General features: G+C 62.8%; 12 protein-coding genes. 5 read left to right on the top strand and 7 right to left on the bottom strand.

Features of this window, described 5'->3' with window-relative positions; genetic code table 11:
- The first annotated feature begins 14 nt into the window (after positions 1 to 14).
- A complete protein-coding gene (locus FHT70_RS19145) occupies positions 15 to 1,799 on the top strand; it encodes a gamma-glutamyltransferase family protein (protein WP_183704013.1) in 1,785 nt (594 codons plus the stop codon).
- A 249-nt stretch (positions 1,800 to 2,048) separates the two neighbouring features.
- A complete protein-coding gene (locus tag FHT70_RS19140; RefSeq protein ID WP_183704010.1) occupies positions 2,049 to 3,383 on the top strand; it encodes a glucoamylase family protein in 1,335 nt (444 codons plus the stop codon).
- Between the two features lie 42 nt (positions 3,384 to 3,425).
- Here the strand turns inward: FHT70_RS19140 and FHT70_RS19135 are convergent, their stop codons facing one another.
- The 6 genes from FHT70_RS19135 to FHT70_RS19110 form a co-directional block, all read right to left on the bottom strand.
- Entirely contained in the window at positions 3,426 to 4,463 is a 1,038-nt protein-coding gene (locus FHT70_RS19135; RefSeq protein WP_183704007.1) for an ABC transporter ATP-binding protein, read from the bottom strand.
- Positions 4,460 to 6,127: an iron ABC transporter permease gene (locus FHT70_RS19130; RefSeq protein ID WP_183704004.1), complete on the bottom strand. Its 1,668-nt coding sequence runs from the start codon at positions 6,125 to 6,127 to the stop codon at positions 4,460 to 4,462. The genes FHT70_RS19135 and FHT70_RS19130 overlap by 4 nt, the downstream gene beginning before the upstream one ends.
- 103 nt (positions 6,128 to 6,230) lie before the next feature.
- Complete coding sequence (locus tag FHT70_RS19125) at positions 6,231 to 7,253, bottom strand: iron ABC transporter substrate-binding protein (protein WP_183704001.1); 1,023 nt, start codon at positions 7,251 to 7,253, stop codon at positions 6,231 to 6,233.
- 193 nt (positions 7,254 to 7,446) lie between these two features.
- Entirely contained in the window at positions 7,447 to 8,985 is a 1,539-nt protein-coding gene (locus FHT70_RS19120) for an aldehyde dehydrogenase family protein (RefSeq protein ID WP_183703998.1), read from the bottom strand.
- A 45-nt stretch (positions 8,986 to 9,030) separates the two neighbouring features.
- Entirely contained in the window at positions 9,031 to 10,314 is a 1,284-nt protein-coding gene (locus FHT70_RS19115) for an FAD-binding oxidoreductase (protein WP_183703995.1), read from the bottom strand.
- A gap of 66 nt (positions 10,315 to 10,380) precedes the next feature.
- Complete coding sequence (locus tag FHT70_RS19110; RefSeq protein ID WP_183703992.1) at positions 10,381 to 11,793, bottom strand: VOC family protein; 1,413 nt, start codon at positions 11,791 to 11,793, stop codon at positions 10,381 to 10,383.
- Positions 11,794 to 11,894: 101 nt separating this feature from the next.
- On the opposite strand from FHT70_RS19110, the gene FHT70_RS19105 reads away from it, so the two are divergent.
- The 3 genes from FHT70_RS19105 (at position 11,895) to FHT70_RS19095 (ending at position 14,430) form a co-directional block, all read left to right on the top strand.
- Entirely contained in the window at positions 11,895 to 12,803 is a 909-nt protein-coding gene (locus tag FHT70_RS19105) for a LysR family transcriptional regulator (RefSeq protein WP_183703989.1), read from the top strand.
- Between the two features lie 68 nt (positions 12,804 to 12,871).
- Positions 12,872 to 13,108, top strand: a complete 237-nt coding sequence (locus FHT70_RS19100; protein ID WP_003567502.1) for an Lrp/AsnC ligand binding domain-containing protein — start codon at positions 12,872 to 12,874, stop codon at positions 13,106 to 13,108.
- 143 nt (positions 13,109 to 13,251) lie between these two features.
- Complete coding sequence (locus FHT70_RS19095) at positions 13,252 to 14,430, top strand: glycosyltransferase family 4 protein (protein WP_183703986.1); 1,179 nt, start codon at positions 13,252 to 13,254, stop codon at positions 14,428 to 14,430.
- A gap of 22 nt (positions 14,431 to 14,452) precedes the next feature.
- On the opposite strand, the gene FHT70_RS19090 is transcribed toward FHT70_RS19095, so the two are convergent.
- On the bottom strand, positions 14,453 to 17,764 hold the full coding sequence (locus FHT70_RS19090; protein WP_183703983.1) for an alpha/beta fold hydrolase: 3,312 nt from the start codon (positions 17,762 to 17,764) through the stop codon (positions 14,453 to 14,455).
- Between the last annotated feature and the right edge of the window lie 131 nt (positions 17,765 to 17,895).

The following is a 17,895-nucleotide window of genomic DNA, read 5'->3' as shown; positions in this document are numbered from 1 at the left end:
ATTGCAGAGATGGCATGACCGGATTTACGACTCGTCCTGAAATTCTCGGCACCTTCGGCGTCGTCACTTCGACGCACTGGATCGGCTCGGCGGTCGGCATGAGCATTCTCGAAAAGGGCGGCAACGCTTTCGATGCGGCGGTGGCGACCGGCTTCGTGCTGCAGATCGTCGAGCCGCATCTCTGTGGCCCCGGCGGCGACCTGCCGGCGGTGATCTATTCGAAGAAGAGGGACAAAGTCGAGGTCATCTCAGCGCAAGGGCCCGCACCGGCCGGAGCGACGATCGAGCACTATACAAGAGAAGGCCTGGCGCTCATCCCCGGCGACGGCCTGCTTGCGACGGTCATTCCCGGCGCCTTCGACGGCTGGATGCTGATGCTGCGCGACTACGGCACGATGAGCGTGCGCGAGGTGCTGGAACCGGCGATCTATTATGCCGAGCATGGCCATCCGCTGCTGCCGCGGGTCTCGGCGACCATCAAGGGGCTTGCTGCGTTCTTCGAAAAGGAATGGCCGACCTCCCACGAAACCTGGCTGCCTGGCGGCAACGTTCCCGAAGCGCAGGCGAATTTCCGCAATCCGGCGCTGGCGGAAACCTGGAAGCGCGTCATTGCCGAAGCAGAGGCAAAAAGCGGTCGGGAAGCGCAGGTGCAAGCGGCTCGCGACGCCTTCTATCGCGGCTTCATCGCCGAGAAGATCGACGCCTACCTGAAGGCGGCCGAAGTGATGGATGCCAGCGGCAACCGCCACAAGGGCGTGCTCACCGCAAGCGACATGGCCAACTGGTCGGCGACGATCGAGGAGCCGCTGACCTATGATTATCACGGCTGGACGATCGCCAAGACTGGGCCGTGGGGTCAGGGTCCGGTCTTCCTGCAGACCCTGTCGATCCTGAAGGGTTTCGACCTCGCCGCGATGAGATCGGATGGTGCCGATTTCGTTCATACCGTCGTCGAGGCGATGAAGCTCGCCTTTGCCGACCGCGAAGTCTATTACGGCGATCCGCGTTTTTCGGAGATCCCCGTCGCAGATCTGCTGTCGGAGCGCTACGCTGCCGAGCGCCGCAAACTCGTCGGCGCGGATGCCTCCTTCGATCTTCGCCCCGGCATCATTCCAGGTTTCGAAGCGCAGCATGATCTGACGATGAAAATGCTCGGCGCCGAATCCAAGACCGGCGCCGTCTACGAGCCGACCATGGCGCATCTGTCCGAAAAGCGTGGCGACACCGTGCATATCGACGTGATCGACCATGACGGCAACATGGTCTCCGTCACGCCGTCCGGCGGCTGGCTTCAGTCTTCGCCAACCGTGCCGGGCCTCGGCTTCTGCCTCAATTCCCGCGCGCAGATGTTCTGGCTCAAGCCAGGCCTGCCGACCTCGCTTGCTCCGGGAAAACGGCCGCGCACGACGCTGACGCCTTCTCTCGGTCTCTATGAAGGCCACCCAGCCCTTGCCTTCGGCACGCCGGGAGGCGATCAGCAGGAGCAATGGCAGCTTTCCTTCTTCCTGCGCCATGTCCATCACAAGCTGAACCTGCAGGCGGCGATCGATCAGCCGCTCTTTCATACCGCTCATTTTCCGAGTTCCTTCTATCCCCGCACCCGCGAACCCGGCAGCCTGATGGCAGAAGAGAATTTCGGTCCGGATGTGCTCGACGCGCTCGCCAGAAAGGGCCACAAGCTGACGATCACCGATGCCTGGACGATCGGCCGGCTGACCGCCGCCCGACGCGATGCCGACGGGCTGATGCGCGCCGCAGCCACCCCGCGCCTCATGCAGGCCTATGCGGTCGGACGATAATTGGCCACTTTGAAGAACGCACGCTCGCAACAAATATTGCCTGACATAAGCTGTGCCGGTGCGGTGCGCGGCCGTCTTTTTGCTGCACCGCTTATATGACTTATGCTAGATATTATTTCACCGATAATTGTTAACGACCGATCGCCTCCGTTTGTGTTCTCTTATCCTTGCGAATCAAAAAGGTTTGATTTGCCCGGGGACGACCACCATGTTCATGCATGGGGCGGTGCAACAGTTGGGTAGGAGCCTATGCTGCAGCGGATCGAAGACATTGATGCAGCCCTCATAGACAGGTTGCAGCATTCGGCATTCAAGTACTTCCTGAAATATTCCAATCCCGAAAATGGCCTGGTGGCCGATACCTCGATCGGCGGCGTGCCGGCGAGCATTGCGGCCGTCGGTTTTGCCCTTTCCTCCTATCCGGTTGCTGTCGAGCGTTGCTGGATCAGCCGCAAGGAAGCAGCCGAGCGCACGCTCAATACGCTGCGTTTCTTCGCCGAGGCGCGCCAGGGCGAAGAGCGCCATGCGACCGGCCATCGCGGCTTCTTCTACCATTTTCTCCACATGGATAGCGGCAATCGCGCCTGGAACAGTGAGCTTTCGACCATCGATACGGCGCTGCTGATCGCCGGCGTACTGACCTCAGCGCAATATTTCAATCGCGGAGACGACGAGACGGAGATCGAAATCCGTCAGCTCGCGACCTTCATCTACGAACGCGTCGACTGGCGCTGGGCGCTGAACAAGGGTGACGCCATTTCCATGGGATGGAAGCCTTCGTCGGGCTTCCTGCGCTGGCGTTATCACGGCTTCGACGAGGCGATCATCCTTTATGCGCTAGCGCTCGCCTCGCCGACGCATCCCATCCCGCAGTCGAGCTACGACGCCTTCACATCGAGCTATTCCTGGATGACGTTCGGCGAGCAGCCATATCTCTATGCCGGCCCGCTTTTCATTCATCTCTTCTCGCATGCCTGGATCGATTTCCGCGGCATCCAGGACAGACCGATGATGGAGCGCAACTGGGACTATTTCCGCAACACCCAGGTCGTCATCAACATGCAGCGCGACTATGCCGAGCGCAATCCCGGCGGTTTCGTCGGTTACAACAGGAATGTCTGGGGCTTTACGGCCTGCGACGGCCCACCGCCCACCCGGCGCATGCGCGGCGGCCGGCAGCCGAAGGTTCTGGGTTATGCCGCACGCGGCGCGCCGCTCGGACCCGATGACGGCACGATAGCACCCTGGGCCGCACTTGCCTGCCTGCCCTATGACCGGCAGGCGGCTCTCGACGGCACCAAGACGCTGCTGACCACCTATCCGAACCTGCTGTTGGAGGGCGGCTTCCCCGGCGGCTTCAATCCGACCGTCCAGACCAAACGTCCGGAGGGTTGGGTGGACGACCGTACCGTCGGCATCGACCAGGGCCTGATCGTCATGACCGTGGAAAACGAGCGTTCCGATTTCATCTGGAAGCTGATGCGGCAATCGCCGATCATCCGCCGCGGGCTCGAGCGCGCCGGCTTTACCGGCGGCTGGCTTGAGGACATCGAGCCGCAAGAGCTGGTGCGCAGGGTCGGTTAGCGCACAAACCGACGGAAACTGATTTTCCGGAACGGATTATGCTCAGCGATCGAAGACGTGTGCCTTGCCCGATATATCCAGGCGCACGAGATCGCCTCGCGAGGGAAGGGCGACGCTCGAGGTTTTGATCCGGATCGGCGGCAGGGCAACGCCATCGAGCGAGACGGCGACCGTGCAGACCGCGCCGCCGAACTCCACCTCGACAACCCGTCCGCCGTAGTCGCGATCGCTTTCCCCGGCAATGACGCGAATCTGCTCGGGCCGCAGCATGATTTCCGCTTTGCCCTGGCGGCTGCCTTCGACGGCGACATGGCCGAGAGCACAGTCGGCAAGACCGTTCCGGATGATGGCCGGAAGCAGCACGGCATCGCCGAGGAACAGCGCCGTCTCGCGATCTCTGGGATGCAGATATAGCGTTTGCGGCGATCCCGCCTGGATCAGCCGCCCTTCCCTCAGGACCGCGACCTGATCGGCAAAACTCAGTGCCTCTTCCTGATCGTGCGTCACGAGAACCGCGGTTATGCCGGCCGCCTGAAGGACGCGCGCGACGGCTTTGCGCATGTTTTCCCGCAAGCCGGTGTCGAGCGCCGAGAACGGTTCGTCGAGCAGCATCAGCCGCGGCTTGCGGCCGAGGGCGCGGGCGAGCGCCACGCGCTGCTGCTGACCGCCGGAGAGCTGGTGCGGACGCCGCGCCAGCATGCCGCGGTCGAGCTCGACCATATCGAGCAGTTCGGCGATGCGCCGCTCACGATCGGCAGCACCCCGTTCGAAGCCGAAGCCGATATTTTCAGCCACGCTTAAGTGCGGAAACAGCGCGCCATCCTGGGAGACGATGCCGATGCCCCGCTTGTGGGCCGGCACCGCCGCCAGGCCCTCGGCCAGCACGTCGCCATCCAATGTCACCCTGCCGGCATCGGCCTGCTCGAAGCCGGCGATGATACGCAGCAGGGTCGTCTTGCCCGAGCCGGACGGGCCGATGACGGCTGTGCGGCTGCCGGCCTGGACATCGAGCGAAATATCCTTCAGCGCCTGGACAGGCCCGTAGCGCTTGCTGATGTTTTCGATCGTAAGCAGCGTCATTGGCCGGCGGTCCGTTTCGATTGCGTATAAAGCGTCAGGGTGAGCGGCAGCGACAGCACGACCATCATGACGGCGTAAGGGGCGGCCGAGACATAATCGATCTCGCTCGTCAGCGACCAGAATTTCGTCGCCAGCGTATCGACGCCGTTTGGCGAGAGCATCAGCGTCGCCGTGAGTTCATTGGTAATGCCAAGTGCGGTCAGGGCGATGCTGGCAGCGGCCCCCGGTGCGGCAAGCCGCATGGTGATCTGCCGCACCGCCTGGCCGGGGGTGCGGCCGAGGCCCATCGCGGCGCGCTCCAGCTCCACCGGCGCCTGGGCGATGCTGGCGCGCAGGCCGACCATGGCCCGGGGCAGGAAAAGCATCACATAGGCGACGAGCAGCGTTGCGAAGGTCTGATAGAGCGGCAGCACGATACGAACGGTGATCGTCACCAGCGCCAGCGCCACGACGACGCCGGGCAGCGAGCCGACATAATAGTGGCAGGCTTCGAGCAGGCGCTGAAAGCGGCCGGGCGCGCGCACGGAAAGCCAGGCCATGGGGGCTGCGGCAATCGTCGCCAGCACGCCGCCGGCCATAGCGAGCGCCATCGTCTGCAGGAAGGCGGTGCCGACTTCGACGCGCCAGACCTCGCTGCCGCCGAGATAGAGCCAGCGGCCGAGTGTCAGCAACGGCACGCCGAGCGTCAGCACCGCCAGGACAACAGGCAGCAGGATGGCCGGCCCCACGAACCAGCCGAGACGCCGGCGATCGGCCGGACGCGGCGAGCCGGAGCCGACGCGGGCATAACGTTCGTTGCCGCGCAGCAGCACTTCGAGGCCAAGCAGGAAAAGGCAGCAGGCAACGAGTACACCGCCGAGCATGTTGGAGGCCGGGCTGTTGTAGGAGGATTGGAACTGGTCGACGATCGCGGTGGCGAAAGTGTCGAACCGGATCATGACGAACAGGCCGTATTCCGACAGCAGGTGCAGCGCGATCAGCAGCGACCCGCCGCAAATGGCAAACCTCAACTGCGGCAGCACGGTTCGGAAGAAGACGCGCCAGGGGTCGAGACCAAGGGAGGCGGCGGCATCCTCGATGGCCGGGTCGAGACGGCGCAACGCTGCGGCAACCGGCAGATAGAGAAAGGGATAGTAAGCGAGGACAGAAACGAAGACGCCGCTCTCAAGGCCGTGCATGCCGGGGATAAGGCTGACCCAGGCATAGCTGTGCACGAAGGCCGGCACCGCGAGCGGCGCGATCGCCAGCCAGGCCCAGAGCCTGGCGAACGGTATATCCGTTCGTTCGGTCAGCCAGGCAAGCGTCACGGCCAGCGCCATCGACAGCGGGATGGTGATCGATTCCAAAAGAACCGTATTGATGAGGAGTTCGCCGACACGGGCCCGGAAGACGAGTGTTTTCACCGTCTCCCAGCCAACATCGTAAGTTATCCAGCCGATGAAGCCGAGCGGCACGAGACTGAAGATCGCGATGACGGTGGCGAGTAGCATCACGGGCGCGTGCGGCATGCGCCGGCGCGGCAATATCATTCGCGCGCGCTTCGGCGCGACCGGCGCCTCGTTGCCGGCGACGAAAAATCTGTTGTCCTGCAGCAAGGCCGATGCCTTCATACGCTGAAAAAGGAAGGCAACCGTCTTGGAAAGACAGTTGCCCGATCCCGTCATGCCCTAAGGTTTTCTTGAGCCAAAAGCAATAGTTTTGGCTGCTGCAACCTGCGGCAGAAAGCCCGACGCTTCTCCCGCACAGGTGCAGCGACACGCAGAAAGCCTAGATCAGACCTGCCGCGGTCATCAGTTCCACGACCTTCTTGCTGTCCAGCGTCGAGGCTTCGACCTTCGGCGCGTTGAGGTCGGCAAGCGGAACGAGCTTGTCATTGGAAGGGGCGTCCTTGCCAACGGCATATTCATAGGACGAGCCGTTCTTCAGAACCGCCTGGCCTGCCTTGCTGGTGACGAATTTCAGGAAAGCCTGCGCTTCCTTCATGTGCTGCGTGGACTTCAGGACGCCGCCGCCCGAAACGCTGATGAAAGCGCCCGGATCCTGATTCTTGAAGTAATGCATGCCGACATTCTTGCTGTTTTCGCCGGTCTTCGCCTGATCGCCGAACCAGTAGTAGTGATAGATGACCGCGCCTTCGACTTCACCTGAATTGACCGCCTTCATGGCAACGCTGTTGCCCTTGTAGGGCGTCGCATTGTCCTTGAGCCCCTTCAGCCATGCCTTGGTGGCATCTTCACCCTTCAGTTGCAGCAGCGCGGCGACGATGGCCTGAAAGTCGGCGCCGGCGGGCGATGCACCCCAGCGGCCCTTCCAGGCGGGGTCGGCGAGGTCGAGCAGCGACTTCGGCAGCTTGTCTTCGCTGAGCTTCGTCTTGTCATAGGCAAAGACGGTAGAGCGGGCGGCAATGCCGGTCCACATGCCGTCGGCCGGACGATAGTGCTCCGGCACCTGATCCAGCGTTTCCTTTTCGACCGGGGCGAAGAGGCCGGCGCCGTCTACCAGCGTCATGGCCGGCGAATTCTCGGTCAGGAAAACATCGGCGGGGGATGCGTCGCCTTCCTGAATGATCTGGTTGGCGAACTGCATGTCGCCGCCCTGGCGCATGGTGACCTTGATGCCGGTCTCCTTGGTAAAGGCATCGATCCATTCGCGGCCCAGGCTTTCGTGCTGCGCATTGTAGACGACGAGACCTTCATCCTGCGCATTGGCGCTGCCTGCGAGCACAGTGGTGGAGAGAAGCGAAGCGGCGAGCGCCAGCACGTGGGAAAAACGGTTAACAGCAGTAATCATGAGGGCCTCCATGGCGATGTCACCCCAACAGGGTAAGAGGCGTATATTTTTCTTGACTGGCTATTTCAAGTTTCGTCGCTGAGAAAAAAGCATCACAAAATCTTGACCCAATATTTCAGATTGCGAGGGAATAAATCTCGATCGAGCCAAAAAGGCGACGCTGGGCCCAGTGTCGCCTTTGTTGAGATTGTGCTTATTCGACGTCGAACTTGACACCCTGCGCAAGCGGCAGCGTGCTGCCGTAATTGATCGTGTTGGTCGCGCGGCGCATATAGGCCTTCCAGGCATCCGAGCCGGATTCGCGTCCGCCGCCGGTCTCTTTTTCGCCCCCGAAGGCGCCGCCGATTTCGGCGCCCGAAGGCCCGAGGTTGACGTTGGCGATACCGCAATCCGAGCCGCGCGCCGAAACGAAGGTTTCCGCCTCGCGCATGTCGTTGGTGAAGATCGACGACGACAATCCCTGCGGCACGGCATTGTGCAAGTCCAGCACCGCAGTGAAATCGCTGTATTTCATGACGTAGAGAATGGGCGCGAAGGTCTCGTGCTCGACCGGGCCGATCTGATCGGGCATTTCGACCAGCGCCGGGCGAACGTAGAAGGCATCGGCCGAACCATTGTCGACGCGTTCGCCGCCGGTCACCTTGCCGCCGGCCGCCTTTGCCTCGCCGAGCGCCGCCTGCATCTTCTCGAAAGCCTGACCGTCGATCAGCGGGCCCACCAGTGTGCCGGTCTCCAGCGGATTGCCGATGGTGACGGAGCCGTAGGCCTTCTGCAGGCGCGGCACCAGCTTGTTGTAGACGCTTTCATGGACGAAGAGACGGCGCAGTGTCGTGCAGCGCTGGCCGGCCGTGCCCATGGCGGAGAAGGCGACGCCACGCAGCGTCAGGTCGAGGTCGGCGCTCGGGCAGACGATCGCGGCATTGTTGCCGCCGAGTTCGAGTATGGCGCGGGCAAAACGCTGCGACAGGCGCGGGCCGACGGCGCGGCCCATGGCCGTCGAGCCGGTGGCGGAAACCAGCGGGATTTTAGGGTGGTCGACCAGCACCTCGCCGACCTCACGGCCGCCGATGATCAGGGTGGAGAGATTGGCCGGCGCCTTGCCGCCCTCGGCGACGAAGCGCTTCAGGGCCTTTTCGAACAGCGCCTGCACGGCAAGGGCGGTCAGTGGCGTCTTTTCCGAGGGTTTCCAGACGGTGGAATTGCCGCAGACCATTGCCAGCGCTGCATTCCACGACCAGACGGCGACCGGGAAGTTGAAGGCGGAAATGATGCCGATGGCACCGAGCGGATGCCAGCTTTCCATCATCCGGTGTTCGGATCGCTCGGTGGCAATCGTCAGGCCATAGAGCTGACGCGACAGGCCGACGGCGAAATCGCAGATGTCGATCATCTCCTGAACCTCGCCGAGGCCTTCGGAGGTGATCTTGCCGACTTCGATCGAGACGAGGCGGCCGAGCGCCGTCTTGGCGCTGCGCAGCTCCTCGCCGAGCAGGCGGATCAGCTCGCCGCGCTTTGGCGCCGGCACATTACGCCATTCCAGGAAAGCCTTGTGCGCTTCTTCGATCGCCGTTTTCGTTTCGGAAACGGAATGTTCTCTCAGTCTGCCGATCTCCTTGCCGGTGACCGGCGAGGAGACGGACAGCGTGCCGCCCTGATGGCGGCCGGCATCGACGCCGAGTTCGGCAAGCAGCTTGGCGGTTTCGGTGGCGAGATCGAGGACGGCGATGGTCATTGTCGTGTTTCCAATCTTATTGTTCTCAGAAGCGCTTGTCGGTTCTCAGAGGCGGGCATCGGCGAAATGGGCGACCTGAGCGCCGGCTTCGTACCATAGTTCCTTGAGCGCACGGAAGCTCGGCTCGGTGGGTGACGTCAGCGGCAGCGGCAGATCGGCCTCGGCTAGCCGGCCGAGAATATGCTCAGCCAATGTGCGGCCGAAGACCGTGCCCGGGGCTATGCCGCGGCCATTATAGCCCGAAAAGCCGATGACATTGGGGGCGAATTTGTGGAAGCGCGGCAGCGCATTGTCGGTCATGCCGATCTGGCCGTACCATTCGCATTCGAATTCGACGTCGCCGATAACGGGGAAGAGCCGCTTCAAGGCGCGCTTGGCCCAGCCCTTGTGCACGGCAAGCCCGGTATTGCGCAGCGCGCCGACGCTGCCGAAGACGAGGCGCCCAGCCCGATCCATGCGGAAGGAGGAGAGAATGTCCTTGGTGTCCCACGCGCCTTCCCGGCCCGGCAGGATCGACTGACGAAGATTGTGGCCGAGCGGTGCGGTGGCGAAATTGAAATAGGGCAGGTAGACCTGCTCGTTGCGCACCTGCTCGAAGGGGCCTGTGCTGTAGGCATCGGTCGCAACGATGATCCAGTCTGCGATGGTCTCGCCGCCGTCCGTCTTCACGGCCCAGCGGCTGCCTTGTCGCTCCGTTGCGGTCACGGGGCTCGATGTATGAATGGCGACGCCTGCCTTGACGGCGGCATGGGCGAGGCCGCGTGCATAGGCAAGCGGCTGCAGCGTTCCGGCGCGCAGATCGAGCAGCGAACCGGCATAAGCCTCGCTGCCGATGCGCTTGGCCGTCTCAGCCGCATCCAGCAGTGCGACGGGCGCGCCGCGGGCCGACCATTGCGCCGCGCGCTCCTCGATCTCCTTCAGCCCCTCGGCGCCGACGGCGCAGTGCAGCGTGCCGTTGCGCTCGAGTTCGCAGGCGATCCCATGTTTGTCGATCAGTTCCATGACGAGCTTCGGCGCATTTCCGAGCAAATCGAGCAGCCGTTCGCCATGGACTGGGCCGAGCACACCGGGGAGGTCGTTGGGCATCACCCACATGCCGGCATTGATCAGACCGACATTGCGCCCCGCACCGCCGAAGCCGATCTCCTTCGCCTCCAGCAGCACCACCTTCGAACCGGCCTCGGCGAGATGCAGGCCAGCGGAGAGACCGGTATAGCCGCCACCGACGATGACGACGTCGGCCGATACCGCGCCTTGGAGAGGCGAGGTCGCCGGCGGTTCGCCTGCGGTCTTTTCCCAGAGGCCGTGGGAGCGCGGATCATTCAGCATGGCACAGTCCGATCGGATGAAACCGGTGTACTCTAGCGCATAAGAACAGGGGTTGAAGCGGTGATTTCACGCAACGGTCCTCAGCTGCAGATCCGCGAGCCCGAGCGCCTTCATCGCGGCATCCAGCGATGCGGCCTGCCGTTCCGCGTAAAGCGCCAGCTCGTCCTGAACGGTCGCTCCGAGTGCGGTCTCGAAGGCGTCGCGGTTCGATCGTGTCGCATAATTCTGCTGCTGATCGGTGCCGAGATTCGACTGGAAGATCCCGGCCGCGCTGACGGGCAGGAAGTCTTCATAGACGATCGGCGCGAAAGCGAGATAGCCCTTGGCGAGGAGCGCTTCGGGATCGCGCGGCAAGGTCCCGGCGATCGCGGCGGCAATGCCCGCGGGCGTGGCGGAATAACGAAAGAAGGCGAGATCCTGGCCGCGCAGCTCATCCCAGCTGTCCGGCAGCGCCTTGAAGCGCTCAGCCAGTTCCTGGTCATAGGCGCCGGCTTTGGCGCCGCCGGCGCCGACCTGCACTTCGCCGCGAACCGAGGCAAGCAGTCGGTCGTAGAGCGCCCGGCCCTTGGCCGTCAACGCCACGCCGCGCTGTTCGATCTCGCCGAAGCGGGCGGTATGCGTGCCCTGGACCGCACCCTCGTCACCCGAGAAGACGATCGCCTCCTCCAGCGCCTTAAAGCTCGTCTGCCGCAGCAGGATATCGCACTGCCGGCGCGGCGGCCCTTCGATGACTGCCTTCGGAGTGATGCCGCGTTCCGGCATGCGGGCCTGCACCGCATCGATATCGAGCGTGCGCGGCGTCAAGTGGTTGATGTGCGGCCCCTTGAAGCTGACGACATCGGCGATCAGCCGATGCGCGTCGTGCAGGCGCTTGTAGGTTTCGGCACTGACGGTGGCTTCGCCGTGCCATCGGAAGGTTTCAAGCGCCTCGGCGACGAATTCAGTCGCTTCCGCCTCGGTCAGGCCGCCATTCTGCTCGTGACGCTCGATCAGCGCGATGGCACGCGGCGTATAGATGCGCCGCTTGGCCAGAATGGCCTCGGCCTCCCGCCGCAGGCTTTCATCCTCGATCAGTTCCAGGCGCAGCAGAGAGGTGAAGACGCGGAACGGATTGATGTTGAGCGCCGCCTCGTCGATCGGACGGAAGCAGGTGGAATGAACCGGCACGCCGGCGACCGAAAGATCGTAATAGCCGACCGCCTGCATGCCCATGACGGCAAACAGCCGGCGGATGGTGAAAAGCTCTTCCGCCGTACCGAGGCGGATGGCGCCGTGACGCTCTACATCGATGCGTTCCAGCTCGCCGGCGCGGGCCAGGCGTTCGCGCAGATCCGGATTGCTTTCGAGGCAACCGGCATTCACATCCGCCACGAGCTCGATCAGCGTGCCATATTGCGGCACCTCCGTCCGGTACATCTGCGACATCGCGTCGGTGAAGAGCGAGCGGATACGATCTGTTGAAATGAAGGCTTGTGGCATCTAAGGCTCCGGCTCATTCCGATTTTGCAGGATGAAACTCTTTACAAGCACCGCAAAGGCGGAAATATCGACATTTCGGAAATAGCTCATTCTGAAACGGAATGATCATGCTCGCTTCAAGGCGTTTTCTGCCGTCGATTTCACATCTCGCCGCCTTCGAGGCGGTCGCCCGCACAGGCAGCGTGACGGCGGCGGCGCGCGAACTCGACCTGACGCAGAGCGCCGTCAGCCGTCAGGTCAGCGCGTTGGAGGAGCAGCTTGGAGTCGAGCTCTTCTTGCGTGAACGCCAGACCATGCGGCTGACGCTGGCCGGCGACAGTTATGCCCGCGAGATTCGCGAGGCGCTGCGCCGGATCTCGAGCGCCTCACTGAACCTGCGCGCCAACCCGCATGGCGGCACGCTCACTCTCGCCATCCTGCCGACCTTCGGCACGCGCTGGCTGGCGCCACGCTTGGGGCGCTTTCTCAGCGCCAATCCCGGCGTAACGATCAATCTCGCGACCCGTCTTTCACCCTTTGACTTCCGGCTCGATTCGATTGACGCCGCGATCCATTTCGGCCACCCGCACTGGCCTGGCGCGGAACTCACCTTGCTGATGTCGGAGCGTACGGTGCCGGCCTGCAGCCCTGATTTTCTGAAACAGCACAGGATTTCGCAGCCAGAGGACCTGCTTGCCGTTCCACTCCTGCATCTGACCACGCGCCCCGATGCCTGGGAGCAATGGTTCGCCGGCAACGGCGTTTCCTTCGAAAGCGTGCACGGTATGCTCTTCGATCAGTTCGCCACCGCAGCGCAAGCGGCGATCGCCGGCCTCGGTGTCGCCTTGTTGCCGACATTCCTGATGCAGGAAGAACTCAAGCGCGGCGATCTCGTCGCCGCCGTCGACCGGGAGATGGAGAGCCGCGAGCGCTATTATCTCGCCTGTCCCAGCGAGCGCGCCGATTATGCGCCGCTTGCCGCCTTTCGCGACTGGATCGTCTGCGAAGCGGCGGCCGGAGGGACCGTGTGAGGAACGGCTTGCATCGGCATGGCGCTTTCGACCATTATGCGCGCCAAACAACTTTGCAGGAAATCTCCATGAAACCGATCTTCGTCCAGCTCCAATGCGCCCCCGGCAAGACCTATGAGGTCGCCGACGCCATCTACCAGACCGAGCTGGTCTCGGAGCTCTATTCAACGAGCGGCGATTACGACCTGCTGTTGAAGGTCTACATCGAGGAAGGCCAGGACATCGGCAAGTTCATCAACGACAATATCGCCAATATTCCTGGCATCGTCCGGTCGCTGACGACCCTCACCTTCAAAGCCTTCTGAACACCGTCAGACACGATTAACCCTGTTGCGAAGAATCGCCTCCGCAGGACGTCGCTGAAACCACGCCTTAACGCCTGAGATATCTGGTCGTTGCTATAAATCCGCGTCAACACGCGTTTGGCATACGCAGCGATAGGTAGAAAATGGCGATCGTCGAGGCAGACAGGGTGCGCGAGAATCCGCGGCCGCAAACGGCTCCGCTGATCGTCCATGTCGTGCGCCAGTTCCTGCCCAATCGCGGCGGCCTGGAAGACGTCGTCGCCAATCTCAGCCGCCAGACCCTTCGGCGTGGCTATCGTGTCCGTGTCGTTACGCTGAACTCCCTGTTTACCGCGCCAGAGGACAGGCTGCCGTCGCGCGAAAATATCGACGGCATCGATGTGGTGCGCATTCCGTGGTCCGGCAGCAGCCGTTATCCGCTGGCGCCGCAGGTTTTTCGCCATCTCGGCGATGCCGATCTCGTGCATGTCCATGCCGTCGACTTCTTCTTCGATGCGCTCGCCTGGGGCCGGATGCTGCACGGCAAACCGATGATCGTCACCACCCATGGCGGTTTCTTCCACACCCGGAAATATGCGGCGATCAAGAAGATATGGTTCCGCACGCTGACCCGCGCCTCGGCGAGGGCCTATCGCCGTGTGGTTTGCTGCAGCGCCTCCGATCTCAAGCAGTTTTCCGAAATCGTGCCGGACAGCGTGCTGGTCGAGAACGGCGCCGATATCGGCAAGTTCGCCGACACCGCCTCGCGTCGCGCAAGACGCCGCATCGTCACCATCGGCCGATTTTCAGTGAACAAGCGGCTGGACCATCTGCTCGACGTGATAGCAGTTCTGAAGAGCCGCGATCCGGAATGGCATCTCGACATTGTCGGGGCCGAATCCGACCTGAACCGGGTGGATATCGAAGGCGAGATCGAAAGCCGGGACCTGACCGGCCGCGTCACCCTGCATGTGTCGCCAGACAATGAGACCATCCGCCGGATCATCACTGCGGCTTCACTCTTCGCCTCCGCTTCGGAATATGAGGGTTTCGGCCTGGTCGCGCTGGAGGCGATGAGTGCCGGCCTGCTGCCGGTGCTGAACGCCAACGACGCCTTTCAAACGCTCGCCGATCGGCACCGCGTCATCAGGCTTTCCGATTTCACCAGTCCGGAGAGTGCCGCGACCGCCGTGGAATCCGCCTATGACAGCCTTGCGGGCCGACCGGATGTCCTTCGCTCTGAGCTTCTCGACGCCGTGCGCGGCTATTCCTGGGATATCGTCGCCGGGCGTTACATCGATCTCTACAGATCGCTTGATATCGCCGCCGCGGAAAGCCGCTGACCTACCCCGACAGAAGATCCGCTTACGCCCGCGCGAGACGAATGATCTCGTCGAGGACGAATTTGCGCGATTGCGGCGGCGTCAGATTGTGGTCGGCATCAGGCAGCATCAGCAGTCGCACGTTCGGATAGCGGGAAAGCCTGGCGCCGCGCGGGCCGAAATGGAAATAGACATGGTCGAGGCCGACGTCGCCTTCGCTGTAGATCAGTGTCAGCGGCACCTTTCGCTTGCCGAACAGCGCGAAGGACTGCCGGATCTCACGGGCAATATGGCGCCGGTCGGGAAGCAGTTCGAGCAATGGCGCGACGAAGGGCGACAGCCGCCGGCCACCGGCGATGACGATATTGCGCAGCGCAGACACCACGTCGACTTGACCGCGCAGCAGCCGCTTCAACGTGTCGAGCCGCGCCAGGCGCTGGCCGTAATCGTCGAGGCTGCGGGGAACGGAGACGACATGCTCGCGGCGCACCGGCACCTTCGGATCCCAGTAATAGACGAAGGGATTGATCGAGACGACCGCCTTCAGCCGCTCGTCGGCGACGCCGGCGCGGAAAGCTACATAGCCGCCGCTGCAGCGGCCGGCGACCATGATAGGGCCAGCAACGACATTTTCGAGCAGATCGAGCGCGGCGATCGCATCGGCGGTCTGCGTCATCGAATACAGTACCTGCTCCGGCGCATCCGGCCGCGGCGGGCTGTCGCCGACATTGGCGGAATCAAAGCGCAGCGAAACGACGCCATGGCGCGCGAGTTCGCGTGCCATGTCCACCGTCGTCCGTCCCCAGCCGGCATGCCGGTCATAGGCGGTCGACAGGAAGAGCACGGCATTGCCCCTGATCTCGCCAAGCGGTCGGCTGACGACACCGACCAGATGATCGTGACTTCCGAAACGCACCGGCGTTTCCAGGAAACCGTCGCCGGCAAGCGGGATGGTTTCGATCGCGGCCGGCGAATGAGCGGCGGATGTCTCCGCGGTCGCCGTCTTCAGCCAGGCCGTCAAAAGCTCGACGACAGCCATGGGTGTCTTGGCGAAGAGCGGATTGGTGACGAGTTCGTCATAGCCGTCGAACACTTTCTGCTCGACATTGGCGCCAAGCGCCTGCAGCGCATCGGCAAAGCCGGTATCTTCGGCCCTGACAGGGCGTTCGAGGATCAGATAGCGGGACGCCGCCAGCCCCTGCGGCGCGACGATGTTGAGCTTGCCGAGCTCGGCGGCGATCTCTTCCGGCATGACGAGCCCGGCGATCTGCACCTTTGCAGCCTGCACATGCTCATGGCCGAGGCCGAGATCGGCGTCGATGATCTTCGACCACATGTTGAGCTCACGCAGATAGGCGCGGCCGCTCAGCACCGGCGCCAGCATGACGAGGCTATCGACGCCCTCGATCGAGGAGCCGATCCGCTGGGCAAGGGTCGCGCCGAGACCTTGGCCGATCAGGATGATGCGGTCGCAGCCGGTAAGCGATTTCAGCTTGGCGGCCGCCGCGCGGATGGAGTTTTCCCAGGTTTCCAGCCTTGCCGGCAGCGCACCAAAATCGAGCGCATCGCCGGTGCCGCGATAATCGAAGCGCAGACTGGGCACGCCTATATCGGAGAAATGTTCAGCCGCGACCCGGAAGAACTTGCGGCTGCACATCTCCTCGAAGCCCCATGGACTGACGAAAAGGACCGCGGCCGAGCGCTTGGCAGATTCAGGATTCTCAGGCATGAACAGCCCGATCGTCCCATCGAAGACAACGGGCAGGGCGGCGCTGCGTCCGGCACCCTCAGCCGGTTCGGGCGAAAATTCGCCGGGCGCCACCTTGGCACGGTCTGGATCGCCGGGGCGCCCCGGTGCAATGAAGTCGATTACGCGGCTGACCTGCCGCCGCAGTGCCGACGGCATTTTTTCGACAATGGAACGCATCACCTCAACATCCTCGACGGGCACGGCGCGCAGCACTCGGAGTGCGGCGAAATGCGCAATCGTGCCGGCGATTATCGCGAAGATAAGACCGATCGGGCCATGGACGAATTCCAGCACTGAAATCGCCGCGCAGGCGCACAAGACGGAGGCGAGCGTCACCTTCGTCAGGCTTGCGTAGAGACCCGAAAGCTGGGACCCGAATCCTGTCTGTCTGATCATCATCACCGACATCGCAACGAACACGAGAATGCGTACGATTGCGGCCCCCTCGGCGGCAAGCCTAGGTATGATCAGTAAACAACCCGCTACCATGAGGATGCCACCTATCACACTGATGTTGAGGCGGGAGCGGGCCTTGTCCATCGACAGCAGATAGAGGCTGAGGATCTGCATGAATGTGTAGGCGGGAGCGACGAGCGCGAGCAGCGCGACTACCGTTCCGCTGCGGCGGAAGGCTTCCCCGAACACGACGAGCACCAGTTCGCTGGAGATGGCAGCAAGCCCGAGGCTCATCGGCAGCACGATATAGGCCATGCTGCGGGTGACGGCGGCGAAGACCTCGACCGGCAAGGTCGAATCGTCGCTGCTGTGCCGCCGTTCGGAATAATAGGGCAGCAGGCTGCCGGTCATCTGGATCGGCAGTTGCAGCGCGATATTGGCAATCGACAGGCCGACCGCATAATAGCCGACCATTTCCACCGACCAGAACTGCTGCAGGAAGAGCAGTTCGAGACGGTTGAGGAAGATAGAATCGATGATGAACTGGATCGACAGGATGATGGAGGAGGAGGCGAGGTACTTGAGTGAAACCCCGCACCAGTCGCGCCGCGCCAGAAGGATCGGCAGTGTGGCGAAAAACAGCACGAGCTGGCCGAGCGCATAACCGACGAGAACGCCCTCGACGCCATAGAGCACGGCGCCGGTGGCGACCCCGGCGAGCTGGATTATCGAGACGGCGACGGTCAGCTTGAAGAAGCTGCCGAGCTTCTTTTCGCCGATCAGGTAGAATTTGACGAAAGATCCGATCGCCTGGATGAAAAACAGCGCGCCGGTGACGAGCGCAACGGAGGGCGCGGTTTCTGCCCAGTGCATCTCCTCCGAAGTCAGGAAGAACAGGGCGTAGAGCGCCAGCAGCAGCACTGTCGAAAACATCATGAAGCTGATGAGGATGGCGGCAAAGCCTCGCCGGCGGCGCGCGTCATAGCCCTCCGCCGAAAGCTGCGGCAGGGTCTTCAGCAGCGTGATGCTGGAGCCCAGTTCGGCGATCGAGGCGCCCGTCATCACCAGCCACAGCGAGAAGGCGACGATGCCGTTGGCCTCCGGCCCAAGCAGGCGCGCGGTGATGATCGAGGAGACGAAGCCCGTCAGCAGCAGCAGCATGCCTGCCGCCGCATTCATCACCGAATTTGCGATAATACCCTTCGACATCTGTCCATCCGCGGGGATCAGCCTAAAGCGCGTCGCGATCTTTCAGATTCGCTCCTCGCGCTTTAGGTTTTTGTTTTACGCATGTCGTTATCGCAAAACCGCTGCACACTTTTGCGCAACATGCTTTGCGG

Source organism: Rhizobium sp. BK049 (genome assembly GCF_014193135.1).
Taxonomy (GTDB): domain Bacteria; phylum Pseudomonadota; class Alphaproteobacteria; order Rhizobiales; family Rhizobiaceae; genus Rhizobium.
Note: the sequence above shows the minus strand (reverse complement) of the source record. Positions and strands in the feature narration are given on the sequence as shown.

Bases quoted from the DNA above. Each gene is read 5' to 3' on its own strand.
- FHT70_RS19100 (WP_003567502.1), top strand. From the start codon at position 12,872: ATGAAACCGATCTTCGTCCAGCTCCAATGCGCCCCCGGCAAGACCTAT.
- FHT70_RS19120 (WP_183703998.1), bottom strand. From the start codon at position 8,985: ATGACCATCGCCGTCCTCGATCTCGCCACCGAAACCGCCAAGCTGCTT.
- FHT70_RS19130 (WP_183704004.1), bottom strand. From the start codon at position 6,127: ATGACGGGATCGGGCAACTGTCTTTCCAAGACGGTTGCCTTCCTTTTT.
- FHT70_RS19095 (WP_183703986.1), top strand. From the start codon at position 13,252: ATGGCGATCGTCGAGGCAGACAGGGTGCGCGAGAATCCGCGGCCGCAA.
- FHT70_RS19125 (WP_183704001.1), bottom strand. From the start codon at position 7,253: ATGATTACTGCTGTTAACCGTTTTTCCCACGTGCTGGCGCTCGCCGCT.
- FHT70_RS19115 (WP_183703995.1), bottom strand. From the start codon at position 10,314: ATGCTGAATGATCCGCGCTCCCACGGCCTCTGGGAAAAGACCGCAGGC.
- FHT70_RS19145 (WP_183704013.1), top strand. From the start codon at position 15: ATGACCGGATTTACGACTCGTCCTGAAATTCTCGGCACCTTCGGCGTC.
- FHT70_RS19135 (WP_183704007.1), bottom strand. From the start codon at position 4,463: ATGACGCTGCTTACGATCGAAAACATCAGCAAGCGCTACGGGCCTGTC.
- FHT70_RS19105 (WP_183703989.1), top strand. From the start codon at position 11,895: ATGATCATGCTCGCTTCAAGGCGTTTTCTGCCGTCGATTTCACATCTC.
- FHT70_RS19090 (WP_183703983.1), bottom strand. From the start codon at position 17,764: ATGTCGAAGGGTATTATCGCAAATTCGGTGATGAATGCGGCGGCAGGC.
- FHT70_RS19110 (WP_183703992.1), bottom strand. From the start codon at position 11,793: ATGCCACAAGCCTTCATTTCAACAGATCGTATCCGCTCGCTCTTCACC.
- FHT70_RS19140 (WP_183704010.1), top strand. From the start codon at position 2,049: ATGCTGCAGCGGATCGAAGACATTGATGCAGCCCTCATAGACAGGTTG.